General features: G+C 55.8%; 18 protein-coding genes. 8 read left to right on the top strand and 10 right to left on the bottom strand.

All coding sequences use genetic code 11. From position 1 onward, the window contains the following. Positions 1-10: 10 nt before the first annotated feature. The 8 genes from panF to U9O48_RS20330 all read right to left on the bottom strand — a co-directional run bounded on the left by panF (position 11) and on the right by U9O48_RS20330 (position 6,991). A complete protein-coding gene (gene panF, locus U9O48_RS20365; protein ID WP_324723095.1) occupies positions 11-1,462 on the bottom strand; it encodes a sodium/pantothenate symporter in 1,452 nt (483 codons plus the stop codon). After that, positions 1,452-1,694, bottom strand: a complete 243-nt coding sequence (locus U9O48_RS20360; protein ID WP_282491893.1) for a YhdT family protein — start codon at positions 1,692-1,694, stop codon at positions 1,452-1,454. Before U9O48_RS20360 ends, panF begins: the two co-directional genes overlap by 11 nt. A 108-nt stretch (positions 1,695-1,802) precedes the next feature. Beyond that, entirely contained in the window at positions 1,803-3,152 is a 1,350-nt protein-coding gene (gene accC / locus U9O48_RS20355) for an acetyl-CoA carboxylase biotin carboxylase subunit (protein WP_095283636.1), read from the bottom strand. A gap of 10 nt (positions 3,153-3,162) precedes the next feature. After that, complete coding sequence (gene accB, locus U9O48_RS20350; protein WP_095283635.1) at positions 3,163-3,630, bottom strand: acetyl-CoA carboxylase biotin carboxyl carrier protein; 468 nt, start codon at positions 3,628-3,630, stop codon at positions 3,163-3,165. A 21-nt stretch (positions 3,631-3,651) separates the two neighbouring features. After that, on the bottom strand, positions 3,652-4,104 hold the full coding sequence (aroQ, locus tag U9O48_RS20345; protein WP_282491891.1) for a type II 3-dehydroquinate dehydratase: 453 nt from the start codon (positions 4,102-4,104) through the stop codon (positions 3,652-3,654). 234 nt (positions 4,105-4,338) lie between these two features. Further along, the gene (gene msrQ / locus U9O48_RS20340) at positions 4,339-4,938 is read right to left on the bottom strand and encodes a protein-methionine-sulfoxide reductase heme-binding subunit MsrQ (RefSeq protein WP_282491889.1); all 600 of its coding nucleotides are present in this window, start codon (positions 4,936-4,938) and stop codon (positions 4,339-4,341) included. Next, complete coding sequence (gene msrP / locus U9O48_RS20335; protein ID WP_324723094.1) at positions 4,938-5,939, bottom strand: protein-methionine-sulfoxide reductase catalytic subunit MsrP; 1,002 nt, start codon at positions 5,937-5,939, stop codon at positions 4,938-4,940. The genes msrQ and msrP overlap by 1 nt, the downstream gene beginning before the upstream one ends. A gap of 77 nt (positions 5,940-6,016) precedes the next feature. Next, on the bottom strand, positions 6,017-6,991 hold the full coding sequence (locus tag U9O48_RS20330; RefSeq protein WP_285148097.1) for an MDR family oxidoreductase: 975 nt from the start codon (positions 6,989-6,991) through the stop codon (positions 6,017-6,019). Positions 6,992-7,185: 194 nt separating this feature from the next. Here U9O48_RS20330 and csrD point away from each other — a divergent pair, with 194 nt between their 5' ends. The 8 genes from csrD to tldD all read left to right on the top strand — a co-directional run bounded on the left by csrD (position 7,186) and on the right by tldD (position 19,456). Next, entirely contained in the window at positions 7,186-9,126 is a 1,941-nt protein-coding gene (csrD, locus tag U9O48_RS20325) for an RNase E specificity factor CsrD (RefSeq protein WP_324723093.1), read from the top strand. A gap of 283 nt (positions 9,127-9,409) precedes the next feature. Further along, positions 9,410-10,453, top strand: coding sequence for a rod shape-determining protein MreB (mreB, locus tag U9O48_RS20320; protein WP_000913396.1), 1,044 nt, complete (start codon positions 9,410-9,412; stop codon positions 10,451-10,453). A 60-nt stretch (positions 10,454-10,513) separates the two neighbouring features. Beyond that, positions 10,514-11,530 (top strand): rod shape-determining protein MreC, encoded by a 1,017-nt coding sequence (gene mreC, locus U9O48_RS20315; protein WP_282491883.1) that lies wholly within the window; start codon positions 10,514-10,516, stop codon positions 11,528-11,530. Then, positions 11,530-12,018 (top strand): rod shape-determining protein MreD, encoded by a 489-nt coding sequence (gene mreD / locus U9O48_RS20310; RefSeq protein ID WP_282491882.1) that lies wholly within the window; start codon positions 11,530-11,532, stop codon positions 12,016-12,018. Before mreC ends, mreD begins: the two co-directional genes overlap by 1 nt. Positions 12,019-12,029: 11 nt before the next feature. Then, complete coding sequence (locus U9O48_RS20305; RefSeq protein ID WP_282491881.1) at positions 12,030-12,623, top strand: Maf family protein; 594 nt, start codon at positions 12,030-12,032, stop codon at positions 12,621-12,623. Further along, positions 12,613-14,082: a ribonuclease G gene (rng, locus tag U9O48_RS20300; protein ID WP_282491880.1), complete on the top strand. Its 1,470-nt coding sequence runs from the start codon at positions 12,613-12,615 to the stop codon at positions 14,080-14,082. Before U9O48_RS20305 ends, rng begins: the two co-directional genes overlap by 11 nt. 43 nt (positions 14,083-14,125) lie before the next feature. Beyond that, positions 14,126-17,923 (top strand): AsmA2 domain-containing protein YhdP, encoded by a 3,798-nt coding sequence (gene yhdP / locus U9O48_RS20295; protein ID WP_324723092.1) that lies wholly within the window; start codon positions 14,126-14,128, stop codon positions 17,921-17,923. Positions 17,924-18,010: 87 nt separating this feature from the next. Continuing rightward, positions 18,011-19,456, top strand: a complete 1,446-nt coding sequence (gene tldD, locus U9O48_RS20290; RefSeq protein WP_282491878.1) for a metalloprotease TldD — start codon at positions 18,011-18,013, stop codon at positions 19,454-19,456. A 61-nt stretch (positions 19,457-19,517) separates the two neighbouring features. Here tldD and U9O48_RS20285 read toward each other — a convergent pair whose 3' ends face one another. Together U9O48_RS20285 and aaeR are read right to left on the bottom strand one after the other, a co-directional pair. Continuing rightward, entirely contained in the window at positions 19,518-20,132 is a 615-nt protein-coding gene (locus U9O48_RS20285) for a YagU family protein (protein ID WP_324723091.1), read from the bottom strand. Between the two features lie 183 nt (positions 20,133-20,315). Then, positions 20,316-21,242: an HTH-type transcriptional activator AaeR gene (gene aaeR / locus U9O48_RS20280; protein ID WP_324723090.1), complete on the bottom strand. Its 927-nt coding sequence runs from the start codon at positions 21,240-21,242 to the stop codon at positions 20,316-20,318. Between the last annotated feature and the right edge of the window lie 136 nt (positions 21,243-21,378).

Raw genomic sequence — 21,378 nt, 5'->3', positions numbered from 1 at the left:
GCAAAACTCTTTATTTATCAGTAGAAATGACGGCGGCCTGTGGGACGGGTTGACCGAAACGGTTCCCCACCACAAACGCCAGCAAACTTAACAGTAACGAAGGCACGATCGGATGGAAGCCCAGGTACTGAATTTTAAAGGTGGCGAGTACCGCATAAAGTACGCCACCGACAATCATCCCGCTGAGCGCGCCCGCGGCGTTCGCACGCTCCCAATACAGCCCCAGCACCAGCGGCCACAGGAATACCGCTTCCAGCCCGCCGAACGCCAGCAGGTTGAGCCAGATGATCATCTCCGGCGGACGCCACGCGGCCAGCATCATCAGAATACCGAGCACCAGCGTTGTCCAGGTCGAAATGCGCTTCAGGCGATGCTCATTACGCATTTTAGTCGGCGTCGCGCTGAGCCACAGATCTTTAATGATGGTCGCCGAGGCCTGCAACAGGTGCGCATTGACGTTGGACATGATCGCCGCCATTGGCGCGGCCAGGAATAGCCCCGCTGCCCACGGCGGTAACACCTGCACCATTAAGGTCGGGATCACCTGATCCGGCACGGTCAGATGCGGAAGAATGGCGCGGCCTAACGCACCCGCCAGATGCATGCCCAGCATCAGAAGTGACACCACGATCGTGCCGATGATAATCCCGCGATGTACCGCTTTGCTGTCTTTATAGGAGATACAACGCACCGCCGTGTGCGGCAGGCCGATGACACCAAAGCAGACCAGCACCCAGAATGAGGTCATGAACGCCGGTGTCAAAATATCGTCGGCACCGTGTGGGCTGACCAGTTTCGGGTCAATCTGCTCCAGGGTTTGCACTGCATTATGCAGGCCGCCCGCGGCGTAGATCACGCCAACCAGCAGCACCAGGGTGCCAATCAGCATCACCATGCCCTGCATCGTGTCGTTCAGGACGCTGGCACGGAAGCCGCCGAACGCGGTGTAGAGCGCGATGGTGATCCCGAAGATTAGGAGGCCATTTTCGTATTTAATCCCTGCGGCGGTCTCAAGCAGACGTGCGCCGCCGATGAACTGCACGGCAATCGCACCGACGAAAGCCACCAGTAGGCTGACGCTGGCAATCCACACCACCGCGCGGTTTTGATAGCGCGCCTGCAGCATGTCGTTAAGCGTAATCGCGTTATAGCGTCGGGCGAGAATGGCAAATTTTTTGCCCAGAATGCCGAGCGACAGCCAGATCGTTGGGACCTGAATCATCGCCAGCAGCACCCAGCCGAGCCCGTACTTATACGCCGCACCCGGTCCGCCGATGAACGAGCTGGCGCTGACGTAGGTTGCGGTCAGGGTCATCGCCAGCACAAACCCGCCCATTGAGCGGCTTCCGAGGAAATATTCGCTGAGGAACGAGCCGGTACTGCGCTTACGCATGGCGTAAGCCGAGAGGCCAAACACAATAAAGAGATAGATAACCAGAACGGCGATGATTTCAGTTTGCATCGCTATCCTCCAGAGAGATATCGCGGAAGATAAAACGCACCATCAGCCAGCACAGCAGCGTAAAGACCAAAGGCATCAGCAGACAGGCCATTTCAAACCAGTGCGGCAGGCCGGTGAATCCGGGGGCCGAATCAGGTAAGTAAGCAGTCACTAACCACGCAAGAAGATAGAGAAGGGTCAGCCACAGCGCCCAGCGCGCTTCTTTATGGGCTTGAACAAAACGCTTGTCCATTTTAAGTCCCTTGTGGATGAAGAAAGCGGGGATTGTACATGATGGGGGCTAAGCGTCCCCAGAAATAAAAAAGGCCGGATTATCCGGCCTTTTAACGCTAATGCGGTCTTACTTTTCGTGAAGGCCGAGTTTTTTCTCCAGATAGTGGATGTTAGTCCCACCATTCTGGAAGTTCTCGTCATTCATGATACGAACCTGCAGATCAACGTTGGTTTTGATGCCATCGATGATCAGCTCCTGCAGGGCGTTCTTCATGCGGGCAATCGCCACATCACGGTTCTCGCCGTAGCAGATAAGCTTACCGATCATTGAGTCATAGTACGGTGGCACGGTGTAGCCAGCGTAGATATGAGATTCCCAACGTACACCAAAGCCACCCGGCGCGTGGAAACGCGTGATTTTACCCGGGCTCGGCAGGAAGGTGTTCGGGTCTTCGGCGTTAATACGGCACTCGACCGCATGGCCTTTGACCACCACTTCTTCCTGCTTGATGGACAGCGGTTGACCCGCTGCGATACGCAGCTGCTCTTTGATCAGGTCAACGCCGGTAATCATTTCTGTCACCGGGTGTTCAACCTGAATACGGGTGTTCATTTCGATGAAATAGAACTCGCCGTTTTCGAACAGGAATTCGAACGTACCTGCACCGCGATAGCCGATATCGACGCACGCCTTGGAGCAACGCTCGCCGATGTAGCGACGCAGTTCCGGGGTAATACCCGGTGCTGGTGCTTCTTCGACCACTTTCTGGTGACGACGCTGCATGGAGCAGTCGCGCTCTGCCAGATAGATAGCATTACCCTGACCGTCAGCCAGCACCTGAATTTCGATGTGGCGTGGGTTTTCCAGGTATTTTTCCATGTACACCATGTCATTGCTGAAAGCGGCTTTCGCTTCAGCTTTGGTCATGGAGATGGATTGCGCCAGGTCTGCATCGCTGCGAACAACGCGCATACCACGACCGCCGCCGCCGCCGGACGCTTTGATGATCACCGGATAGCCAATGCGTTTAGCATGAGCACGGTTTGCATCCATATCGTCGCCCAGAGGACCGTCGGAGCCTGGTACCGTTGGAACGCCCGCTTTCTTCATCGCGGTGATCGCAGACACTTTGTCGCCCATCAGGCGGATGGTGTCAGCTTTCGGGCCGATGAAGATAAAGCCAGAGCGCTCAACCTGTTCAGCAAAATTGGCGTTCTCAGAGAGGAAGCCATAACCCGGATGGATTGCCACCGCGCCGGTGATTTCAGCGGCGCTGATGATAGCCGGGATATTCAGATAACTTTTTACGGACGGAGCCGGGCCAATACAGACCGTCTCATCCGCCAGTAATACGTGTTTTAAATCGCGATCCGCGCTTGAGTGCACAGCCACGGTCTTGATGCCCAGTTCTTTACAGGCACGAAGGATACGCAGTGCAATCTCGCCACGGTTGGCGATGACAATTTTATCCAGCATGTTCGCCTCGTTACTCGATGACGACCAGCGGCTCGTCAAATTCTACCGGCTGACCACTTTCGACCAGAATCGCTTTAACAATGCCTGACTTGTCAGCTTCGATCTGGTTCATCATTTTCATCGCTTCAACGATACACAGGGTATCGCCTGCGTTGACTTTCTGACCTACTTCGCAGAACGCTTTAGCGTCCGGGCTTGGTGTGCGGTAGAAAGTACCAACCATCGGGGAACGTACGATGTGACCACTGATTTCTGCTGCTGCGGCTGCCGGCGCTTCAGCGGCCGGTGCAACTGCGTTAGACAGAGCAGGCTGCTGCTGCATCACAGGTGCAGCATAAGCCTGCTGCATGACCGGGAAGCTAGCGGCTGGCGCTGCACGGCTGATGCGTACAGACTCTTCGCCTTCAGAAATTTCCAGTTCGGAGATGCCTGATTCTTCAACCAGCTCGATCAGTTTTTTAATCTTACGAATATCCATGAGTGGGTTCCGTACTCTTGTTTAGTGTGATTGTGACAGGCGTTTTACCGCTGTCTGTAAAGCGTATGAATAACCGTCTGCACCCAGTCCGCAGATAACGCCAGCAGCGATATCTGACAGATACGAATGGTGGCGGAACGGCTCTCGTGCATGCACATTGCTCAGGTGGATCTCGATAAACGGGATGCTCACCGCAAGCAGTGCGTCGCGGATAGCAACACTGGTGTGCGTAAACGCGGCCGGATTAATCAGGATATAGTCCACAGTGTCTTTAGCCTGATGAATACGGTCGATGAGTGCGTACTCCGCATTTGACTGAAAATGATCAAGACTCACGCCAAGCGCCGCTGCTTCCGTACCCAGACGGTTAACAATTTCGCTTAACGTCAGCGTGCCGTACTTCTCGGGTTCACGGGTGCCGAGCATGTTCAGGTTCGGTCCGTTCAAAACTAAGATGTGCAACTTTCCAGTCATTGTGCCGCTATCTCCTGCGATTCTCGGGTAAAAAACAAAATATACCTTCGATGCGCAATTGTCACCCTTTCAGGGGAGGAAAAACCCCTTCAGGAAAACCAAGGTCGCACATTATAACGAGTTCGTAGCATTTAGCAGCTAAATACTGGTCTTATCAGGGAAGATTATCAACCGCAATTGGAAAAAGATTCGCGGTTGATAAGTAATCTGCGGGAATACGCACAGTTTCGCGAACTATCGCCACCACTGGCGGAACTTCTTGTAACGCCATACCAAAAGGGCCACAGCCAGCAGGGCGTAGATGATGGGCTGAGGGGATAAAATCTTCACTGACCACAGATAATGTATCGGCGCCAGGATCGCCACCAGATAGACGAAGTTATGCAAAAGTTGCCAGCGTCGGCCCAGTTTTCGCTGTGCGTATTGGGTCGATGTCAGCGTCAGGGCCAGTAAAATCACCCAACTGACGATCCCGAGCGTCAGATACGGACGTGACACCAGTTCGCTGCCAAGTAGCGCCAGATTGTTAATCCCCAGCTCCAGCAACGTATAGCTCGTGAGATGTATCGTCGCCCAGGCAAAGCACCATAACCCTAAAAGACGCCGGGTTCGTATCAATAATGGCTGTTTAGCGTAGCGCGCCAGGGGCGAGACCAGCAAGGTCGCCAGCAAAAATTTCAGAGCCATCCTACCCGTAAAGTGTTGAATATCTTTGGCCGGATCGGCGCTGAAATAGCCCTGACTGGCCGCCCAGAATAGCCATATAAAAGGAAGCAAACCGGCAAGGTGCAGTAGCACCTTGAGCCAGGTGACCTGTTTAGCGGTTAAGCGCACTAAAAATTCTCCCGCAAATTGAGCCCGCGATAGAGCGAGGCGACTTCATCGGCGTAGCCGTTAAACAGCAGCGTTGGCTGGCGTTTCACATCCAGCGCGCCGCCGGAGCCGATAAAGCGCTCGGTGGCCTGCGACCAGCGCGGATGATCCACATGCGGGTTCACGTTTGCAAAGAAACCATATTCATTGGGCGCGGCGAGATTCCAGGTGGTCGGTGGGCGCTCTTTGGTCAGCTTAATGCTGACGATCGATTTGATGCCTTTGAAACCATATTTCCACGGCACGGTTAAGCGGATGGGGGCGCCGTTCTGCGGCGGCAGGGCTTTGCCGTAAACCCCGACGGTCAGAAGCGTCAGGGGATGCATCGCCTCGTCGAGGCGCAGCCCTTCTACATATGGATATTCCAGCCCGCCGCCGATAAACCGATCTTTCTGGCCTGGCATCTGCTCAGGCGAGTAGAGCGTCTGGAAAGAGACATATTTGGCATCGCTGGTGGGCTCGGCCATCGCCAGCAGTTTGTGCAGCGGGAAACCGATCCACGGCACCACCATCGACCAGGCCTCGACGCAGCGCATCCGGTAAATACGCTCCTCGAGCGGGAAACGGGTGGTGAGATCGTGATGGTCAAAGGTGAGCGGTTTGGCGACCTCGCCCTCAATTTTTAAGGTCCAGGGATCGGTTTTCATGCTTCCGGCATTGGCGGCAGGATCGGCTTTATCGAGGCCAAACTCGTAGAAGTTGTTATAGCCCGTGACTTTATCTTTCGGCGTCAGCGCAAGCGTGTTCTGCCACTGGGCGGGTTTGGTAAAAGTCAGCGGCTGGCCCGAGGGGGCTTTTGGACGATCGTTACCCTTGAACCAGTCGAGCAGGTCGGCATGGGCGGCGGGTGAGAGGGAAAGGGCGGTGGCGCTGATGCCGAGCATCTTCAGGATCTGGCGGCGCTGCAGCATAAAGACAGATTCGGACGTGACATCGGCTTCCGTCAGTTTTTTGGTTTTCATGGCATCCTCCATCATGCATTTTTCTAAGCATGACGGAGGAGTCGGTTTAGCGCGAATATGTCACGAAAATTTGAAGATTAGGCAATTTTCACCAGCGCACGACCGTGGAACTGATTGCTCATGATTTTACCGGCGTATTCCGGAGCCTGCTCGAGGGTGATCTCGGTGGCGCTCTGGCTGAAGAAGGATTCCGGCAGATCGCGCACCAGACGCTCCCAGGCCTGCGCGCGGCGCGCGGCTGGCGTCATCACCGAATCCACGCCCTGCAGACGCACATTACGCAGAATAAATGGCATGACGGTCGTTGGCAGTGCGAAACCGCCCGCCAGACCGCAGGCTGCCACACAACCACCGTAGTTCATCTGCGCCAGCAGTTTTGCCAGCACTTTATCGCCCACGGTATCGACCGCACCGGCCCAAACCTGTTTCTCCAGGGGACGCGTTTCGCTGAACTCTTCGCGACCGAGAATGCGGTTTGCACCGAGAGAACGCAGGTATTCATGGGTGCTTTCGCGCCCGGTCACCGCAGCGACCTGATAACCCAGTTTATGCAGCAGGGTGACGGCCGTACTGCCGACGCCACCGCTGGCACCGGTCACTACCACTTCGCCGGAGTCCGGGCGAACGCCCGCCTCTTCCAGCGCCATCACGCACAGCATGGCGGTAAAACCAGCTGTGCCGATAATCATCGCTTTACGACCGTCCAGCCCTTTCGGCATCGGCACCAGCCAGTCGCCGTTGACGCGCGCCTGCGTCGCCAGGCCGCCCCAGTGGTTCTCACCCACGCCCCAGCCCGTCAGCAGCACCTGCTGCCCGGCGTGAAAACGGGGATCTTCACTGGAATGGACGCGCCCGGCGAAATCAATTCCCGGAATCATCGGAAAGTTGCGGATGATTTTACCCGTGCCGGTGATCGCGAGGGCATCCTTGTAGTTCAGGCTGGACCAGTCGATATCAATAGTGACATTGCCTTCAGGAAGACGGCTTTCTTCAACGGATTGAATCGACGCCAGCGTGTTACCGTCCTGCTGTTCTAAGATCAAAGCCTGCATACAAATGTCCTCACTAAGCATGGTGATTGGAAAATTATTTCTGGAGACTATACTCGCTCATTGAAACGCTATGCCGATTTAACGCAATAAATTGCCAGATCGACCAGGTTTGGTAGTATGCCCCTGCTAAACGCAAGTTAGCACTTACTTGCTATTAAACTGTTTCCCCATCAACCAACGGAGTGATCTCAAGGATGCGATTAACGACGAAATTTTCAGCTTTTATTACGCTGCTGACGGGGCTGACCATTTTCGTCACCCTGATGGGGTGCTCGCTGAGTTTTTATAACGCGATTCAGGACAAGCTCGACAACCGTTTACAGTCCGTCGCCTCGGTGATTGATTCACGACTGGTGACTTCCTCGCTCCCAGCGCTCGCTCAGCAGCTGGATGAGATGATGGTGCCGGTCGACATTGTGCACATCGACATCTTACAGGGTAGCAAAGTCGTTCTGAGCCATGCGCGTCAGAGCAGCTATCGTCCCGCCGGGAATTTAGCTCAGTACCGCGAGATGATTATTCACTCCTTAAAAAGCCCCGGTGTCACCATCAGGCTGGTCTATCAGGACCCGATGGCGAACTACTTCCGCTCCCTGATGACCACCGCGCCGCTGACCGTGGCGGTGGGTTTTATCGTGTTGCTGCTCTTTCTGGCGGTTCGCTGGCTGCGACGCCAACTTTCCGGACAAGAACTGCTGGAATCGCGATCTGTACGTATTTTAAACGGCGAACGGGGTGCTAAGGTACGGGGCTCCGTCTACGAATGGCCGACGCGGACCAGCAGTGCGCTCGACGTCTTGCTCTCGGAGATTCAGTTCGCCAGCGATCAGCGCAGCCGGATGGATACGCTGATTCGCTCCTATGCAGCCCAGGACAATAAAACCGGGCTGAACAACCGTCTCTTCTTTGATAATCAGCTGGCTACGCTGCTGGATGACACGGAAAAAGTCGGCGCGCACGGCGTGGTCATGATTATCCGCCTGCCGGATTTCGATCTGCTGCGCGATACCTGGGGCCGCTCGGTGGCGGAAGATCATCTCTTTACGCTTATCAATTTGCTCTCGACCTTTATCATGCGATACCCGGGCGCGCTGCTGGCGCGCTATCACCGCAGCGATTTTGCGGTGCTGCTGCCGCACCGGACGTTGAAAGAGTCTGAAAGTATTGCCAGCCAGCTGCTGAAAGCGGTCGATGCCCTGCCGCCAACCAAAATGCTCGATCGGGACGACATGGTCCACATCGGGATTTGCGCCTGGCGCGGCGGGCAACATACGCAGCAGGTGATGGAGCATGCCGAAGCCGCCACGCGAAACGCGGTGCTGCAGGGGGCCAACGGCTGGGCGGTTTACGATGATTCTCTGCCGGAGAAAGGGCGCGGCAACGTGCGCTGGCGGACACTCATCGAGCAGATGCTCAGTCGCGGCGGGCCGCGTATCTATCAAAAACCGGCCGTGCTGCGCAACGGCGTAGTGCATCATCGCGAATTACTGTGCCGTATCTTTGACGGTACGGAAGAGGTGGTCTCCGCCGAATATCTGCCGATGGTGCTGCAGTTTGGTCTGTCAGAAGAGTACGACCGCCAGCAAATTACGCGTCTTATTCCATTTTTATCTTTCTGGCCTGAGGAAAATCTGGCATTACAGGTAACGGTAGAGTCGCTGATTCGCCCGCGTTTCCAGCGCTGGCTGCGTGATGTTCTGATGCAATGTGAAAAATCGCAGCGGAAACGGATTATTTTTGAACTTGCAGAGGCAGATGTCTGTCAACATATCAGCCGTTTACAGCCGGTCGTCCGTTTGATGAATGCTCTCGGCGCTCGCGTCGCGGTAACACAGGCGGGTTTAACGCTGGTCAGTACCAGTTGGATCAAGGAGCTGGATGTGGAACTGTTGAAGCTGCATCCGGGGCTGGTCAGGAATATTGAAAAGCGCACGGAAAACCAGCTTCTGGTTCAGAGCCTGGTGGAAGCGTGCAAGGGAACGCAAACGCAAGTATTCGCCACAGGCATACGTTCACGGAGCGAATGGCAGATGTTGACGGAGCGCGGTGTGGCGGGTGGTCAGGGGGATTTTATTGCCTCCTCTCAGCCGCTTGACAGCAATGTGAAAAAATATTTGCAAAGATACTCTGTTTGACCTGCCGTTTAATTTGTTTTCACGTAGAATATCGCGCCTGTAGCTTTGAGTATGACGAGCAAAACGCCAGTCGTTGACCCGGACCGGTTACAAATGAAAGCGAGTGACGCAGCTGTTAACTCAGCCCTGATGGAGTCAGGAATTAAATTTGTAACATACGGAAACGTACTGCACTAATTTTCACCGTAGCAGATGATTTTTGCGCCTTGTCGCTGCTACGTGTGGTTGGTAAAGTAAGCGGATTTTAATTTTTCCGCCCCAGCTTTCAGGATTATCCCTTAGTATGTTGAAAAAATTTCGTGGCATGTTTTCCAATGACCTGTCCATTGACCTGGGTACCGCGAATACCCTGATTTATGTAAAAGGACAAGGCATCGTATTGAATGAGCCTTCCGTTGTGGCCATTCGTCAGGATCGTGCCGGCTCCCCGAAAAGCGTGGCAGCCGTAGGACACGATGCGAAGCAGATGCTGGGTCGTACCCCAGGCAACATCGCCGCGATCCGCCCAATGAAAGACGGCGTTATCGCTGACTTCTTCGTGACTGAAAAAATGCTTCAGCACTTCATCAAGCAGGTTCACAGCAACAGCTTCATGCGCCCAAGTCCGCGCGTGCTGGTGTGTGTGCCGGTTGGTGCAACTCAGGTTGAACGTCGTGCGATCCGTGAATCCGCTCAGGGTGCAGGCGCGCGTGAAGTCTTCCTGATTGAAGAGCCGATGGCTGCTGCAATTGGTGCAGGCCTGCCGGTTTCTGAAGCAACAGGTTCGATGGTGGTGGATATCGGTGGTGGTACCACTGAAGTAGCCGTTATCTCCCTGAACGGCGTGGTTTACTCCTCCTCCGTGCGTATCGGTGGTGACCGCTTCGACGAAGCCATCATTAATTATGTGCGCCGTAACTACGGCTCTCTGATCGGTGAAGCCACCGCAGAGCGTATTAAGCACGAGATCGGTTCTGCTTACCCTGGTGACGAAGTCCGCGAAATCGAAGTTCGTGGCCGTAACCTGGCAGAAGGCGTTCCGCGTGGCTTTACCCTGAACTCCAACGAAATCCTCGAAGCGCTGCAAGAGCCGCTGACCGGTATCGTCAGCGCGGTGATGGTTGCGCTGGAACAGTGCCCGCCAGAACTGGCTTCCGACATCTCAGAACGCGGTATGGTTCTGACCGGTGGTGGTGCGCTGCTGCGTAACCTCGACCGCCTGTTAATGGAAGAGACAGGGATTCCTGTCGTAGTTGCAGAAGATCCACTGACTTGCGTAGCCCGTGGTGGCGGCAAGGCGCTGGAAATGATCGACATGCACGGCGGCGACTTGTTCAGCGAAGAGTAGTCGAAGTGAGAGGGTAGCGAAGGCTACCCTTTCTCTCTGACACGAGAATACGCATAGCCTATGAAGCCAATTTTTAGCCGTGGCCCGTCGCTGCAGTTTCGCCTGATCCTGGGGGTGCTGGTAGCGCTTGGAGTCATCATCGCCGATAGCCGCCTCGGTATGTTCAGCCAGATTCGAACATACATGGATACCGCCGTCAGTCCTTTCTATTTTGTATCAAACGGTCCCCGTGAATTACTCGACAGCGTTTCTCAGACTTTGTCGTCACGTGACCAACTCGAACTCGAAAACCGTGCACTGCGCCAGGAACTGCTGCTGAAAAACAGCGAGCTGCTGATGCTGGGTCAATATCGCCAGGAAAACGCCCGTCTGCGTGAACTGCTGGGGTCGCCGCTGCGTCAGGACGAGCAAAAAATGGTGACTCAGGTGATCTCCACCGTTAACGATCCGTACAGCGATCAGGTGGTGATCGACAAAGGCAGCGTGAATGGTGTGTACGAAGGCCAGCCGGTCATCAGCGATAAAGGCGTCGTCGGCCAGGTGGTTGCCGTAGCCAAGCTGACCAGCCGCGTGTTGCTGATTTGCGATGCGACCCATGCCTTGCCGATTCAGGTACTGCGTAACGACATCCGCATTATTGCGGCCGGTAACGGCTGTACGGACGATCTGCAGCTGGAGCATCTGCCAGCCAACACCGACATTCGTGTGGGTGATGTTCTGGTGACTTCAGGTCTCGGTGGTCGTTTCCCGGAAGGTTATCCGGTTGCCGTGGTCTCTTCCGTGAAGCTCGATACGCAGCGTGCGTATACCGTGATTCAGGCTCGTCCGACCGCGGGCTTACAGCGTCTGCGCTATTTGCTGCTGCTGTGGGGTGCCGATCGTAACGGCGTTAACCCGATGACGCCGGAAGATGTTCACCGCGTAGCTAACGAACGCTTAATGCAGATGATGCCGCAGGTACTGCCTGCGCCGGATTCAATGGGGCCACCTGCGCCGGTTCCGGCTCCTGCGACCGGTTTAACGCAGCCACCTCCGGATGCGCCGCTGCCGCCACACATCTCCTCAGGAGGGCAGTAGTGGCCAGCTACCGTAGCCAGGGACGCTGGGTTATCTGGCTCTCGTTTTTCGTCGCGTTACTGCTGCAAGTCATGCCCTGGCCGGACGACATTCTCGTCTTCCGGCCAAACTGGGTGCTGCTCATTTTACTCTACTGGACCCTTGCTCTGCCGCACCGCGTAAATGTGGGCACAGGTTTTGTGATGGGTGCCATACTGGATCTCATTAGTGGCTCTACGCTTGGCGTGCGCGCCCTGTCGATGAGTATTATTGCGTATCTTGTCGCACTGAAATTCCAGCTTTTCCGTAACCTCGCGCTCTGGCAACAGGCGTTGGTGGTGATGTTGTTGTCCCTCGCCGCGGATATCATTGTTTTCTGGGCTGAGTTTTTAGTGATCAACGTCTCTTTCCGACCGGAAGTGTTCTGGAGTAGTGTAGTAAACGGTGTGCTCTGGCCGTGGCTGTTCCTGCTGATGCGTAAGATTCGCCAGCAGTTTGCCGTGCAATAACTAAGGTTTCTATGACGTCTATATTTCTTGCCTCTGGTTCCCCGCGCCGTCAGGAGTTGCTCACTCAACTGGGTGTCTCTTTTGAACGTATCGTCCCCGGTATTGAAGAACAACGGGCCGATGGCGAAAGCGCGCAGCAGTATGTGTCTCGTCTGGCACGGGAAAAAGCGCAGGCTGGCGTGGCGCTAACGCCGCGCGATTTGCCGGTGCTGGGGGCGGATACCATCGTGATCCTCAACGGTGAAGTGCTCGAGAAACCGCGCGACAGCGAACATGCGGCGCGTATGCTGCGCAAGTTATCCGGGCAAACACATCAGGTGATGACGGCGGTTGCACTGGCCGACAGCCAGCAGGTGCTGGATTGTCTGGTGGTCACGGACGTCACGTTCAGAGTGCTTACCGATGAGGAGATCGCCGGTTACATCGCCAGCGGTGAACCTATGGATAAAGCAGGTGCATACGGTATTCAGGGGCTGGGTGGCTGTTTTGTCAGGAAGATTAATGGCAGCTATCACGCCGTAGTCGGCTTACCGCTGGTGGAAACGTATGAGTTGCTGAGCAATTTTAACTCACTGCGTGAGGGAAGGGATAATTATGACGGCTGAATTGTTGGTAAACGTAACGCCATCGGAAACCCGAGTGGCCTATATTGATGGCGGCATTCTTCAGGAAATTCATATTGAGCGCGAAGCGCGACGCGGAATAGTAGGCAATATCTACAAAGGTCGTGTCAGTCGTGTACTACCGGGTATGCAGGCGGCATTTGTAGATATTGGCCTTGATAAAGCGGCATTTTTACATGCCTCGGACATCATGCCCCATACCGAATGCGTGGCGGGCGAAGAGCAAAAGCAGTTTACCGTCCGCGACATCTCCGAGCTGGTCCGTCAGGGGCAGGATCTCATGGTCCAGGTGGTGAAAGATCCCCTCGGCACCAAAGGCGCCCGCCTGACCACCGACATCACCTTACCTTCCCGTTACCTGGTCTTTATGCCGGGCGCGTCGCACGTCGGCGTCTCTCAGCGTATCGAAAGTGAAAGCGAGCGCGAACGCCTGAAAAAGGTGGTCGGCGCTTACTGCGATGAGCAGGGCGGGTTCATTATCCGTACCGCAGCAGAAGGGATCAGCGAAGAAGATCTGGCTTCCGATGCGGCGTACCTGAAACGCGTCTGGACCAAAGTGATGGAGCGTAAAAAACGCAACCAGACGCGCTATCAAATGTACGGCGAACTGGCGCTGGCCCAGCGCGTCTTGCGCGATTTCGCCGACGCGCAGCTCGACCGCATCCGTGTGGATTCGCGTCTGACCTACGACGCCTTGCTGGAATTTACCGCCGAATACATCCCCGAGATGCCGGGTCTGCTGGAGCACTACACGGGCCGCCAGCCGATCTTCGATCTTTACGACGTCGAGAACGAAATCCAGCGCGCGCTGGAGCGTAAAGTAGAGCTCAAATCCGGCGGGTATCTGATCATCGATCAGACCGAAGCCATGACTACCGTCGATATCAACACCGGCGCATTCGTTGGTCATCGTAATCTCGACGACACCATCTTCAACACCAACATCGAAGCGACGCAGGCCATCGCGCGCCAGCTTCGCCTGCGCAATCTCGGCGGGATCATCATCATCGACTTTATCGATATGAATAATGAAGATCACCGCCGTCGCGTGCTGCACTCCCTGGAGCAGGCGCTGAGCAAAGATCGGGTGAAAACCAGCATCAACGGTTTCTCCCAGCTCGGCCTGGTGGAGATGACCCGCAAGCGCACGCGCGAAAGCGTTGAGCACGTGCTGTGCAACGAATGCCCAACCTGCCACGGACGCGGCACGGTTAAGTCCGTGGAGACGGTCTGCTACGAAATCATGCGTGAAATTGTCCGCGTCCATCACGCCTACGACTCCGACCGTTTTCTGGTCTATGCTTCCCCTGCGGTGGCAGAAGCACTGAAAGGCGAAGAGTCGCACGCGCTGGCGGAAGTGGAAATCTTTGTCGGCAAACAGGTAAAAGTACAAATCGAACCACTCTACAATCAGCAGCAGTTTGACGTGGTGATGATGTAAGACGCAGCAATGCTGCTAGAGAACGGCTGACAAGGAGAGATGCGTGAGGCGATTGCCAGGAATTTTACTGCTTACAGGGGCAACGCTTGTCGTCATTGTCGCGTTGCTCGTGAGCGGACTGCGCCTCGTGTTACCGCATCTCGACAGCTGGCGCCCGCAGGTGCTGGCAAAGATCGAAAGCGCCACCGGCGTTCCCGTTGATGTCAGCCAGCTGAGCGCCAGCTGGCAAAACTTCGGCCCGACGCTGGATGTGCGCGACATCAACGCCACCCTGAAAGATGGCGGCTATCTCAAAATCAAACGCGTAACGCTGGCGCTGGATGTCTGGCAAAGTTTGCTGCACATGCGCTGGCAGTTTCGCGATCTCACCTTCTGGCAGCTTCAGTTTTTGACCAATACTTCCCTGACGCAGGGTGAGAACAGCAAAGGCATTGAGACCAACCGCATCAGCGATCTTTTCCTGCGCCAGTTCGATCATTTCGATCTGCGCGACAGCGAAATCAGTTTCATTACCCTCTCCGGCCAACGGGCCGAACTGGCGATCCCGCAGCTCACCTGGCTCAACGGCAAAGATCGCCATCGCGCCGAAGGGCAGGTCAACCTCTCCAGTCTCAACGGCCAGCACGGCATCATGCAGGTGCGGATGGATTTGCGCGACGACAATGGTCTGCTGAACAAAGGCAAAGTCTGGCTGCAGGCCGATGATGTCGATGTGAAACCCTGGCTCGGCAAATGGATGCAGGACAACGTGGCCCTGCAAAGGGCGCGGTTTAGCCTCGAAGGCTGGCTGACGCTGACTGACGGGGACATTGCCGCCGGTGACGTGTGGCTGAAGCAGGGCGGTGCGGCGTGGAAAGGCGAAACCCAAACCCATGATATGTCGGTCGATAATCTGACGGCACACGTCACGCGTCAGGGCGACAGCTGGCAATTCTCCATTCCCGATACCCGCATTACGATGGACGGCAAAGCCTGGCCACGCGGTGCGCTGACGATGGCATGGGTGCCAGAGCAGGAAGTCGGCGGCGTAAACAGCAAACGCAGCGATGAGCTACGCATCCGAGCCAGCAATCTCGATCTGGCGAGTCTCGACGGTTTGCGTCCTATCGCTACCCGCATGTCCGCTTCGCTGGGTGAAGTCTGGCAAGCCACGCAGCCGAGTGGACAGATCGACTCGCTGGCGCTGGATATCCCCCTGCAGGCCACGGAAAAAACCCGTTTTCAGGCCTCATGGAAAGCGCTCTCCTGGAAGCAGTGGAAGCTCCTGCCGGGTGCCGAGCACTTTGGCGGCAAGCTTGAAGGAAGCGTTGAAGACGGCAGGCTGACGGCAGAAATGACCGACGCCAAAATGCCGTACGAAACGGTTTTCCGCGCTCCGCTGGAGATCGAAAAAGGCACGGCGATCCTCAACTGGCTGAAAAACGACAAAGGGTTCCAGCTCGATGGTCGTGATATCGACGTGAAAGCCACCGGCGTGCATGCGAGCGGTAACTTCCGCTATCTGCAGCCCGAAGGGGATGAACCCTGGCTGGGCATCCTGGCAGGTATCAGCACCGACGATGGCGGTCAGGCCTGGCGCTACTTCCCGGAAAACCTGATGGGCAAAGAGCTGGTGGACTATCTGAGCGGTGCGATTCAGGGCGGCCAGGCTGATAATGCCACGCTGGTCTACGGCGGCAATCCGCATCTGTTCCCGTATAAACATAACGAAGGTCAGTTCCAGGTCCTGGTGCCGCTGCGCAACGCGACCTTTGCCTTCCAGCCCGACTGGCCGGCGCTGAAAAACCTCAACATTGAGCTGAACTTCCTCAACGACGGTCTGTGGATGAAATCCGACAGCGTGGCGCTGGGTGGCGTCACCGCCCGCAATCTGACCGCCGTGATCCCGGACTATTCCAAAGAAAAACTGCTGATCGACGCGGATATCAACGGGCCGGGTAAAGCCGTGGGACCGTATTTCGAAGAGACCCCGCTCGATGACTCGCTGGCCGCCGCGCTGAAAGAGCTGCAGATCGACGGCGATGTGAATGCGCGCTTACATCTGGATATTCCGCTGGACGGCGAAATGACCACCGCCGAAGGCGACGTGGTACTGAATAACAACAGCCTGTTCATCAAACCGCTCGACAGCACGCTCAAAAATCTGAACGGTAAATTCAGCTTTGTGAATGGCAACCTGAAGAGTGAACCGCTGAAAGCCACCTGGTTTAATCAGCCGCTTAACGTCGATTTCAGCACCACCGAAGGCGACAAAGCCTACCAGGTCGCGGTAAACATGGACGCCAACTGGCAGCCTGCGCGGATGGATGTTCTGCCGAAACCGGTGGCGGAATCCATCGACGGCTCGGTGGCCTGGAACGGTAAAGTGGCCATCGACCTGCCTTATCGCGGAAGCGCGCGCTACCAGGTCGACGTGACCGGCGATCTGAAAAATGTAAGCAGTCACTTACCTGCGCCACTGGATAAAAAATCCGGGCAGCCGCTGCCGATGAACATCAACGTTAAGGGCGATCTCAACAGATTCGAACTGACTGGCAATGCCAGCGGTAAAAACCACTTCAACAGCCGCTGGTTGCTCAGTCGTAAACTGACGCTCGATCGCGCCATCTGGACCACGGACAGCCGCACCATTCCGCCGCTGCCTGAGCAGTCGGGCATCGAACTGAACCTGCCCGCGATGGACGGCGCAGAGTGGCTGGCGATGTTCAACAAGGGCGTCGGGCAAAATGTTGATCAGGCGGCGCAGTTCCCGGAGCGTATCACCGTCCGTACGCCAGCTCTGACCCTTGGCGGGCAGCAGTGGAACAACCTCAGTATTGTCTCCGAACCGACGATCAACGGTTCAACGGTGGAAGCCCAGGGGCGTGAAATTAACGGCACGCTGACGATGCGTGACAACGCACCGTGGCAGGCGGCGATTCGTTATCTCTACTACAACCCGACGATGGCAGCGAAAGGGCAAACGGCAACGGATTCACCATTAGCCGAAGTGTCTAAAGTGGATTTCAGCGGCTGGCCAGATCTACAGCTGCGCTGCGCCGAGTGCTGGCTGTGGGGCCAGAAATATGGCCGCATCGACGGTAATTTTGCTATTAAGGGGAACACCCTGAGCCTCGCGGGCGGCCTGATTGATACCGGTTTCGGCCGTCTGACGGCTGACGGGGAATGGGTGAATGGCTCAGGCGAACAGCGCACCTCGCTCAAAGGCACAATCAAGGGCAACAAACTGGATGCGGCGACGAATTTCTTTGGCGTCAGCACGCCGCTGCGCGGCTCGTCCTTCGATATCAATTACGATATGCACTGGCGCGCCCAGCCGTGGAAACCGGACGTCGCCTCGCTGAACGGGATTCTGAAAACCAATCTCGGCAAAGGTGAAATCGCCGACGTCAGTACCGGCCACGCCGGGCAGCTATTACGTTTGCTGAGCTTCGACGCGCTGCTGCGTAAACTGCGCTTTGATTTTAGCGACACCTTTAGCGAAGGGTTCTATTACGATTCCATCCGCAGCACGGCGTGGATCAAAGACGGTGTCCTGCACACGGACGACACGCTGGTGGATGGCCTCGAGGCCGATATCGCCATGAAAGGCTCGGTGAATCTGGTGCGTCGCGAGCTGGATATGGAAGCGGTCGTTGCACCTGAAATCTCGGCGACCGTGGGTGTTGCGGCGGCCTTCGTGGTGAACCCGATTGTCGGCGCCGCGGTGTTTGCCGCCAGTAAGGTGCTCGGGCCGCTGTGGAGCAAGGTCTCGATCCTGCGCTACCGCATTACGGGCCCGGTCGATAAGCCACAGATTAATGAGGTGCTCCGTCAGGCGCGCAAAGATGCACAGCAATGATTTGACGCGGGCAATTAATTGCCTCACTCTCAATAATAATGATTTTTTTTACCGCCCGCTGGGTGGCAACGAACGAGTAGCAAAACGATGAGTCTGAACCTGGTAAGTGAACATTTGCTCGCAGCGAACGGCCTGAGTCATCAGGACCTGTTTTCCATTCTCGCCCAACTCACCGAGCGTCGCCTCGATTACGGCGATCTCTATTTCCAGTCGAGCTACCACGAATCCTGGGTTTTAGAAGACAGCATCATTAAAGATGGCTCTTACAACATCGACCAGGGCGTTGGCGTGCGCGCCGTGAGCGGTGAGAAAACCGGTTTTGCCTATGCCGATCAAATCAGCCTCACTGCCCTGGAGCAAAGCGCCCAGGCAGCGCGTACCATCGTGCGTGAAACGGGCGATGGCCGCGTAAAAACGCTGGGCGAAGTACAGCACACGGCGCTCTATACCAGCATCGATCCGCTGCAAAGCATGAGCCGCGAAGAGAAGCTGGACATCCTGCGTCGCGTGGACAAAGTGGCGCGCGCTGCGGATAAACGCGTGCACGAAGTGTCTGCCAGCCTCAGCGGTGTGTATGAACTCATCCTGGTCGCGGCGACCGACGGGACGCTGGCGGCAGATGTCCGTCCGCTGGTGCGTCTGTCGGTGAGCGTGCAGGTGGAAGACGACGGTAAGCGTGAGCGCGGCTCCAGCGGCGGCGGCGGTCGTTTTGGCTATGACTGGTTCCTGGCCGACGAAGACGGCGAAGTTCGCGCAGATGCCTGGGCGAAAGAAGCTGTACGTATGGCGCTGGTGAATCTCAATGCGGTCGCGGCACCAGCCGGTACGCTGCCGGTGGTATTGGGCGCAGGCTGGCCTGGCGTGCTGCTGCACGAAGCGGTCGGTCACGGTCTGGAAGGCGATTTCAACCGTCGCGGCACCTCCGTATTCAGCGGCCAGATGGGCGAACTGGTGGCCTCTGAACTCTGTACCGTTGTCGATGACGGCACCATGACCGATCGTCGTGGCTCGATCTCCATCGACGATGAAGGGACGCCGGGACAGTACAACGTGCTGATCGAAAACGGCATCCTGAAAGGCTACATGCAGGACAAACTCAACGCGCGCCTGATGGGCGTTGCGCCAACCGGTAACGGCCGTCGCGAATCCTACGCGCACCTGCCGATGCCGCGCATGACCAACACCTATATGCTGGCGGGTAAATCCACGCCGCAGGAGATTATCGAATCGGTAGATTACGGTATCTTCGCGCCAAACTTCGGCGGCGGGCAGGTGGATATCACCTCCGGCAAGTTTGTCTTCTCGACGTCAGAAGCCTATCTGATTGAGAAAGGCAAAGTCACCAAAGCGGTGAAAGGAGCCACGCTGATTGGCTCCGGGATCGAAGCGATGCAGCAGATTTCGATGGTCGGCAACGATCTGAAACTGGATAAAGGTGTGGGTGTCTGCGGTAAAGAGGGCCAGAGCCTGCCGGTGGGTGTTGGCCAGCCAACGCTGAAGGTCGACAATCTGACCGTCGGCGGTACTGCCTGATCTGACTCCGCATTAAAAAAAATGGCGTGCCCTTAAGGCGCGCCATTTTTTTATGCGACGCTTATCGCGCGCTGTTCAGCGGAATTTCAGGATCCGGCTCGTGAGTGATGCGGTTGCGTAAATCACGACGAATAATTTCGATCGACCAGAACCAGATCAGGTGCCCCACGATCTCGGAGACGTGTTCGTACCACGGGAGATCAAACAGCGGCGGAGTCAGCCCCATCAGCGGGAATGAAATCATGTGGACGAACAGTTGCGCTAACGCCCCTGCGAACAAACCCTGCCAGAGTTTTATTTTCGGGAAGACTTCTGCCACAACGCAATAGCCTACAGCGAACACGATAGAGAAAATAATATGTGTTACGCCGACCCAGTTAAATATATGTCCGGCAAACGTATAAACGGCGGCGTTAGGATCGACGACACCCAGCCAGTCGCGCAGAAATACATAGGGTGGGTTGAGGAAATTACGCGAGCAATCGATTTGGCTGGCGGCTCTGATTAATTGCTCGGGTCCGCATGCGCTGGTGAATAAATCCGTTGGATTGCGTGGAGGCAGCGGAACCTCTGCGCCCCATTTGACAAAGGCGGAGACAATCCCGGCGATAAGCCCAATGAACGCGGCAAGTCCGTAGCGCCGGCGTGAAGGCGGTGTTTGTTCAAAAAGATTCATTTGTATTCCTTGTTTAAAAAGATTCCTGAGAAACGCTATTTTTATGATGTATATTTTTAACAAATAAATAACGGCCTTTTCTGACAAGGATACGATAATAGCCAAATGGCGAAGGTGTCAATTCGCCATTATTAATAGAATTGAATGAAATATCTGAATAATAGCTGCTGGGACAGAGGCTGATTATTCCTTCCTTTCGCCGCGCATACCCTGATACAGCTCCGCCACTTCGACAAAATAATCGGTCAGATAGTTAATACACACCTGCACCTTGAGCGGCAGTTTGTCCTTTTCCGTATACAGGGCATATACCGGGCGCGGGTCAGACTGATAGCGCGGGAACAGGATCTCCAGCTCGCCGCTGTTGATCTCATTGATCACCCACATCAGCGGCACGTAGGCAATCCCGGCACCAGCAACCAGCCAGCGGGAAATGGTCATCGGATCGTTGGTCACGAATCGCCCCTGTGGCAGCAGTTTTGTCGACAGTCCTTCCGGAGCAATCAGCTCAAATTCGTTATCCGGCCGCACGCTGTACTCCAGCCAGGAGTGGTTAGTCAGATCGGTGGGTTTTTCCGGTACGCCAAACTGCGCCAGATAGTTTTTGGACGCGCAGACCACCATCGGCATGCTGCCGAGGCGGCGCGAGAACAGGCTAGAATCCTGCAACGCGCCGACGCGGATCACCACGTCCAGCCCGTCGGCGATCAGGTCGGGGGCAGGGATACCGGTGACTAAATTGACCGCCAGTCCTGGATACTCTTTGAGCATTTCCGCCGTCATACTGGCGAGGACATTTTGTGCCATAGTTGAAGAACAGCCGATCCGCAGCGTGCCGATAGGGGTGTTGTTGAAGGCGTAAAGTTGCTCGTGCACATCCTGAACTTCGTGCAGCATCCGCCGACAGCCCTGATAATAAATTTTGCCCGCTTCCGTCAGCCCAATGCTGCGGGTGCTGCGGTTCAGCAGCTTGACCTGCAGCTCATCTTCCAGTTTTGACACCGTCTGGCTGATGGATGAAACACTCATCTGCAGCTGTCGGGCCGCGGCGGTAAAGGAGCCAAATTCGACGACTTTGGCAAACACAGACATGCGTTTTAAACGTTCCATTGTTCACTCTGGCTTAAAAGTGATTTAGATCACATATTATAGATAACAGCATAACAGTTACGTTAATATATTATTACTGACATAACAGCTTCACCCTTCCCGCCTGGCTCTTCTTGCCCTTCAGCGACGGTGTGAG

This window comes from Lelliottia sp. JS-SCA-14, from assembly GCF_035593345.1.
Taxonomy (GTDB): domain Bacteria; phylum Pseudomonadota; class Gammaproteobacteria; order Enterobacterales; family Enterobacteriaceae; genus Enterobacter; species Enterobacter wanjuensis.
This window is presented reverse-complemented; position numbering and strand designations above follow the sequence as displayed.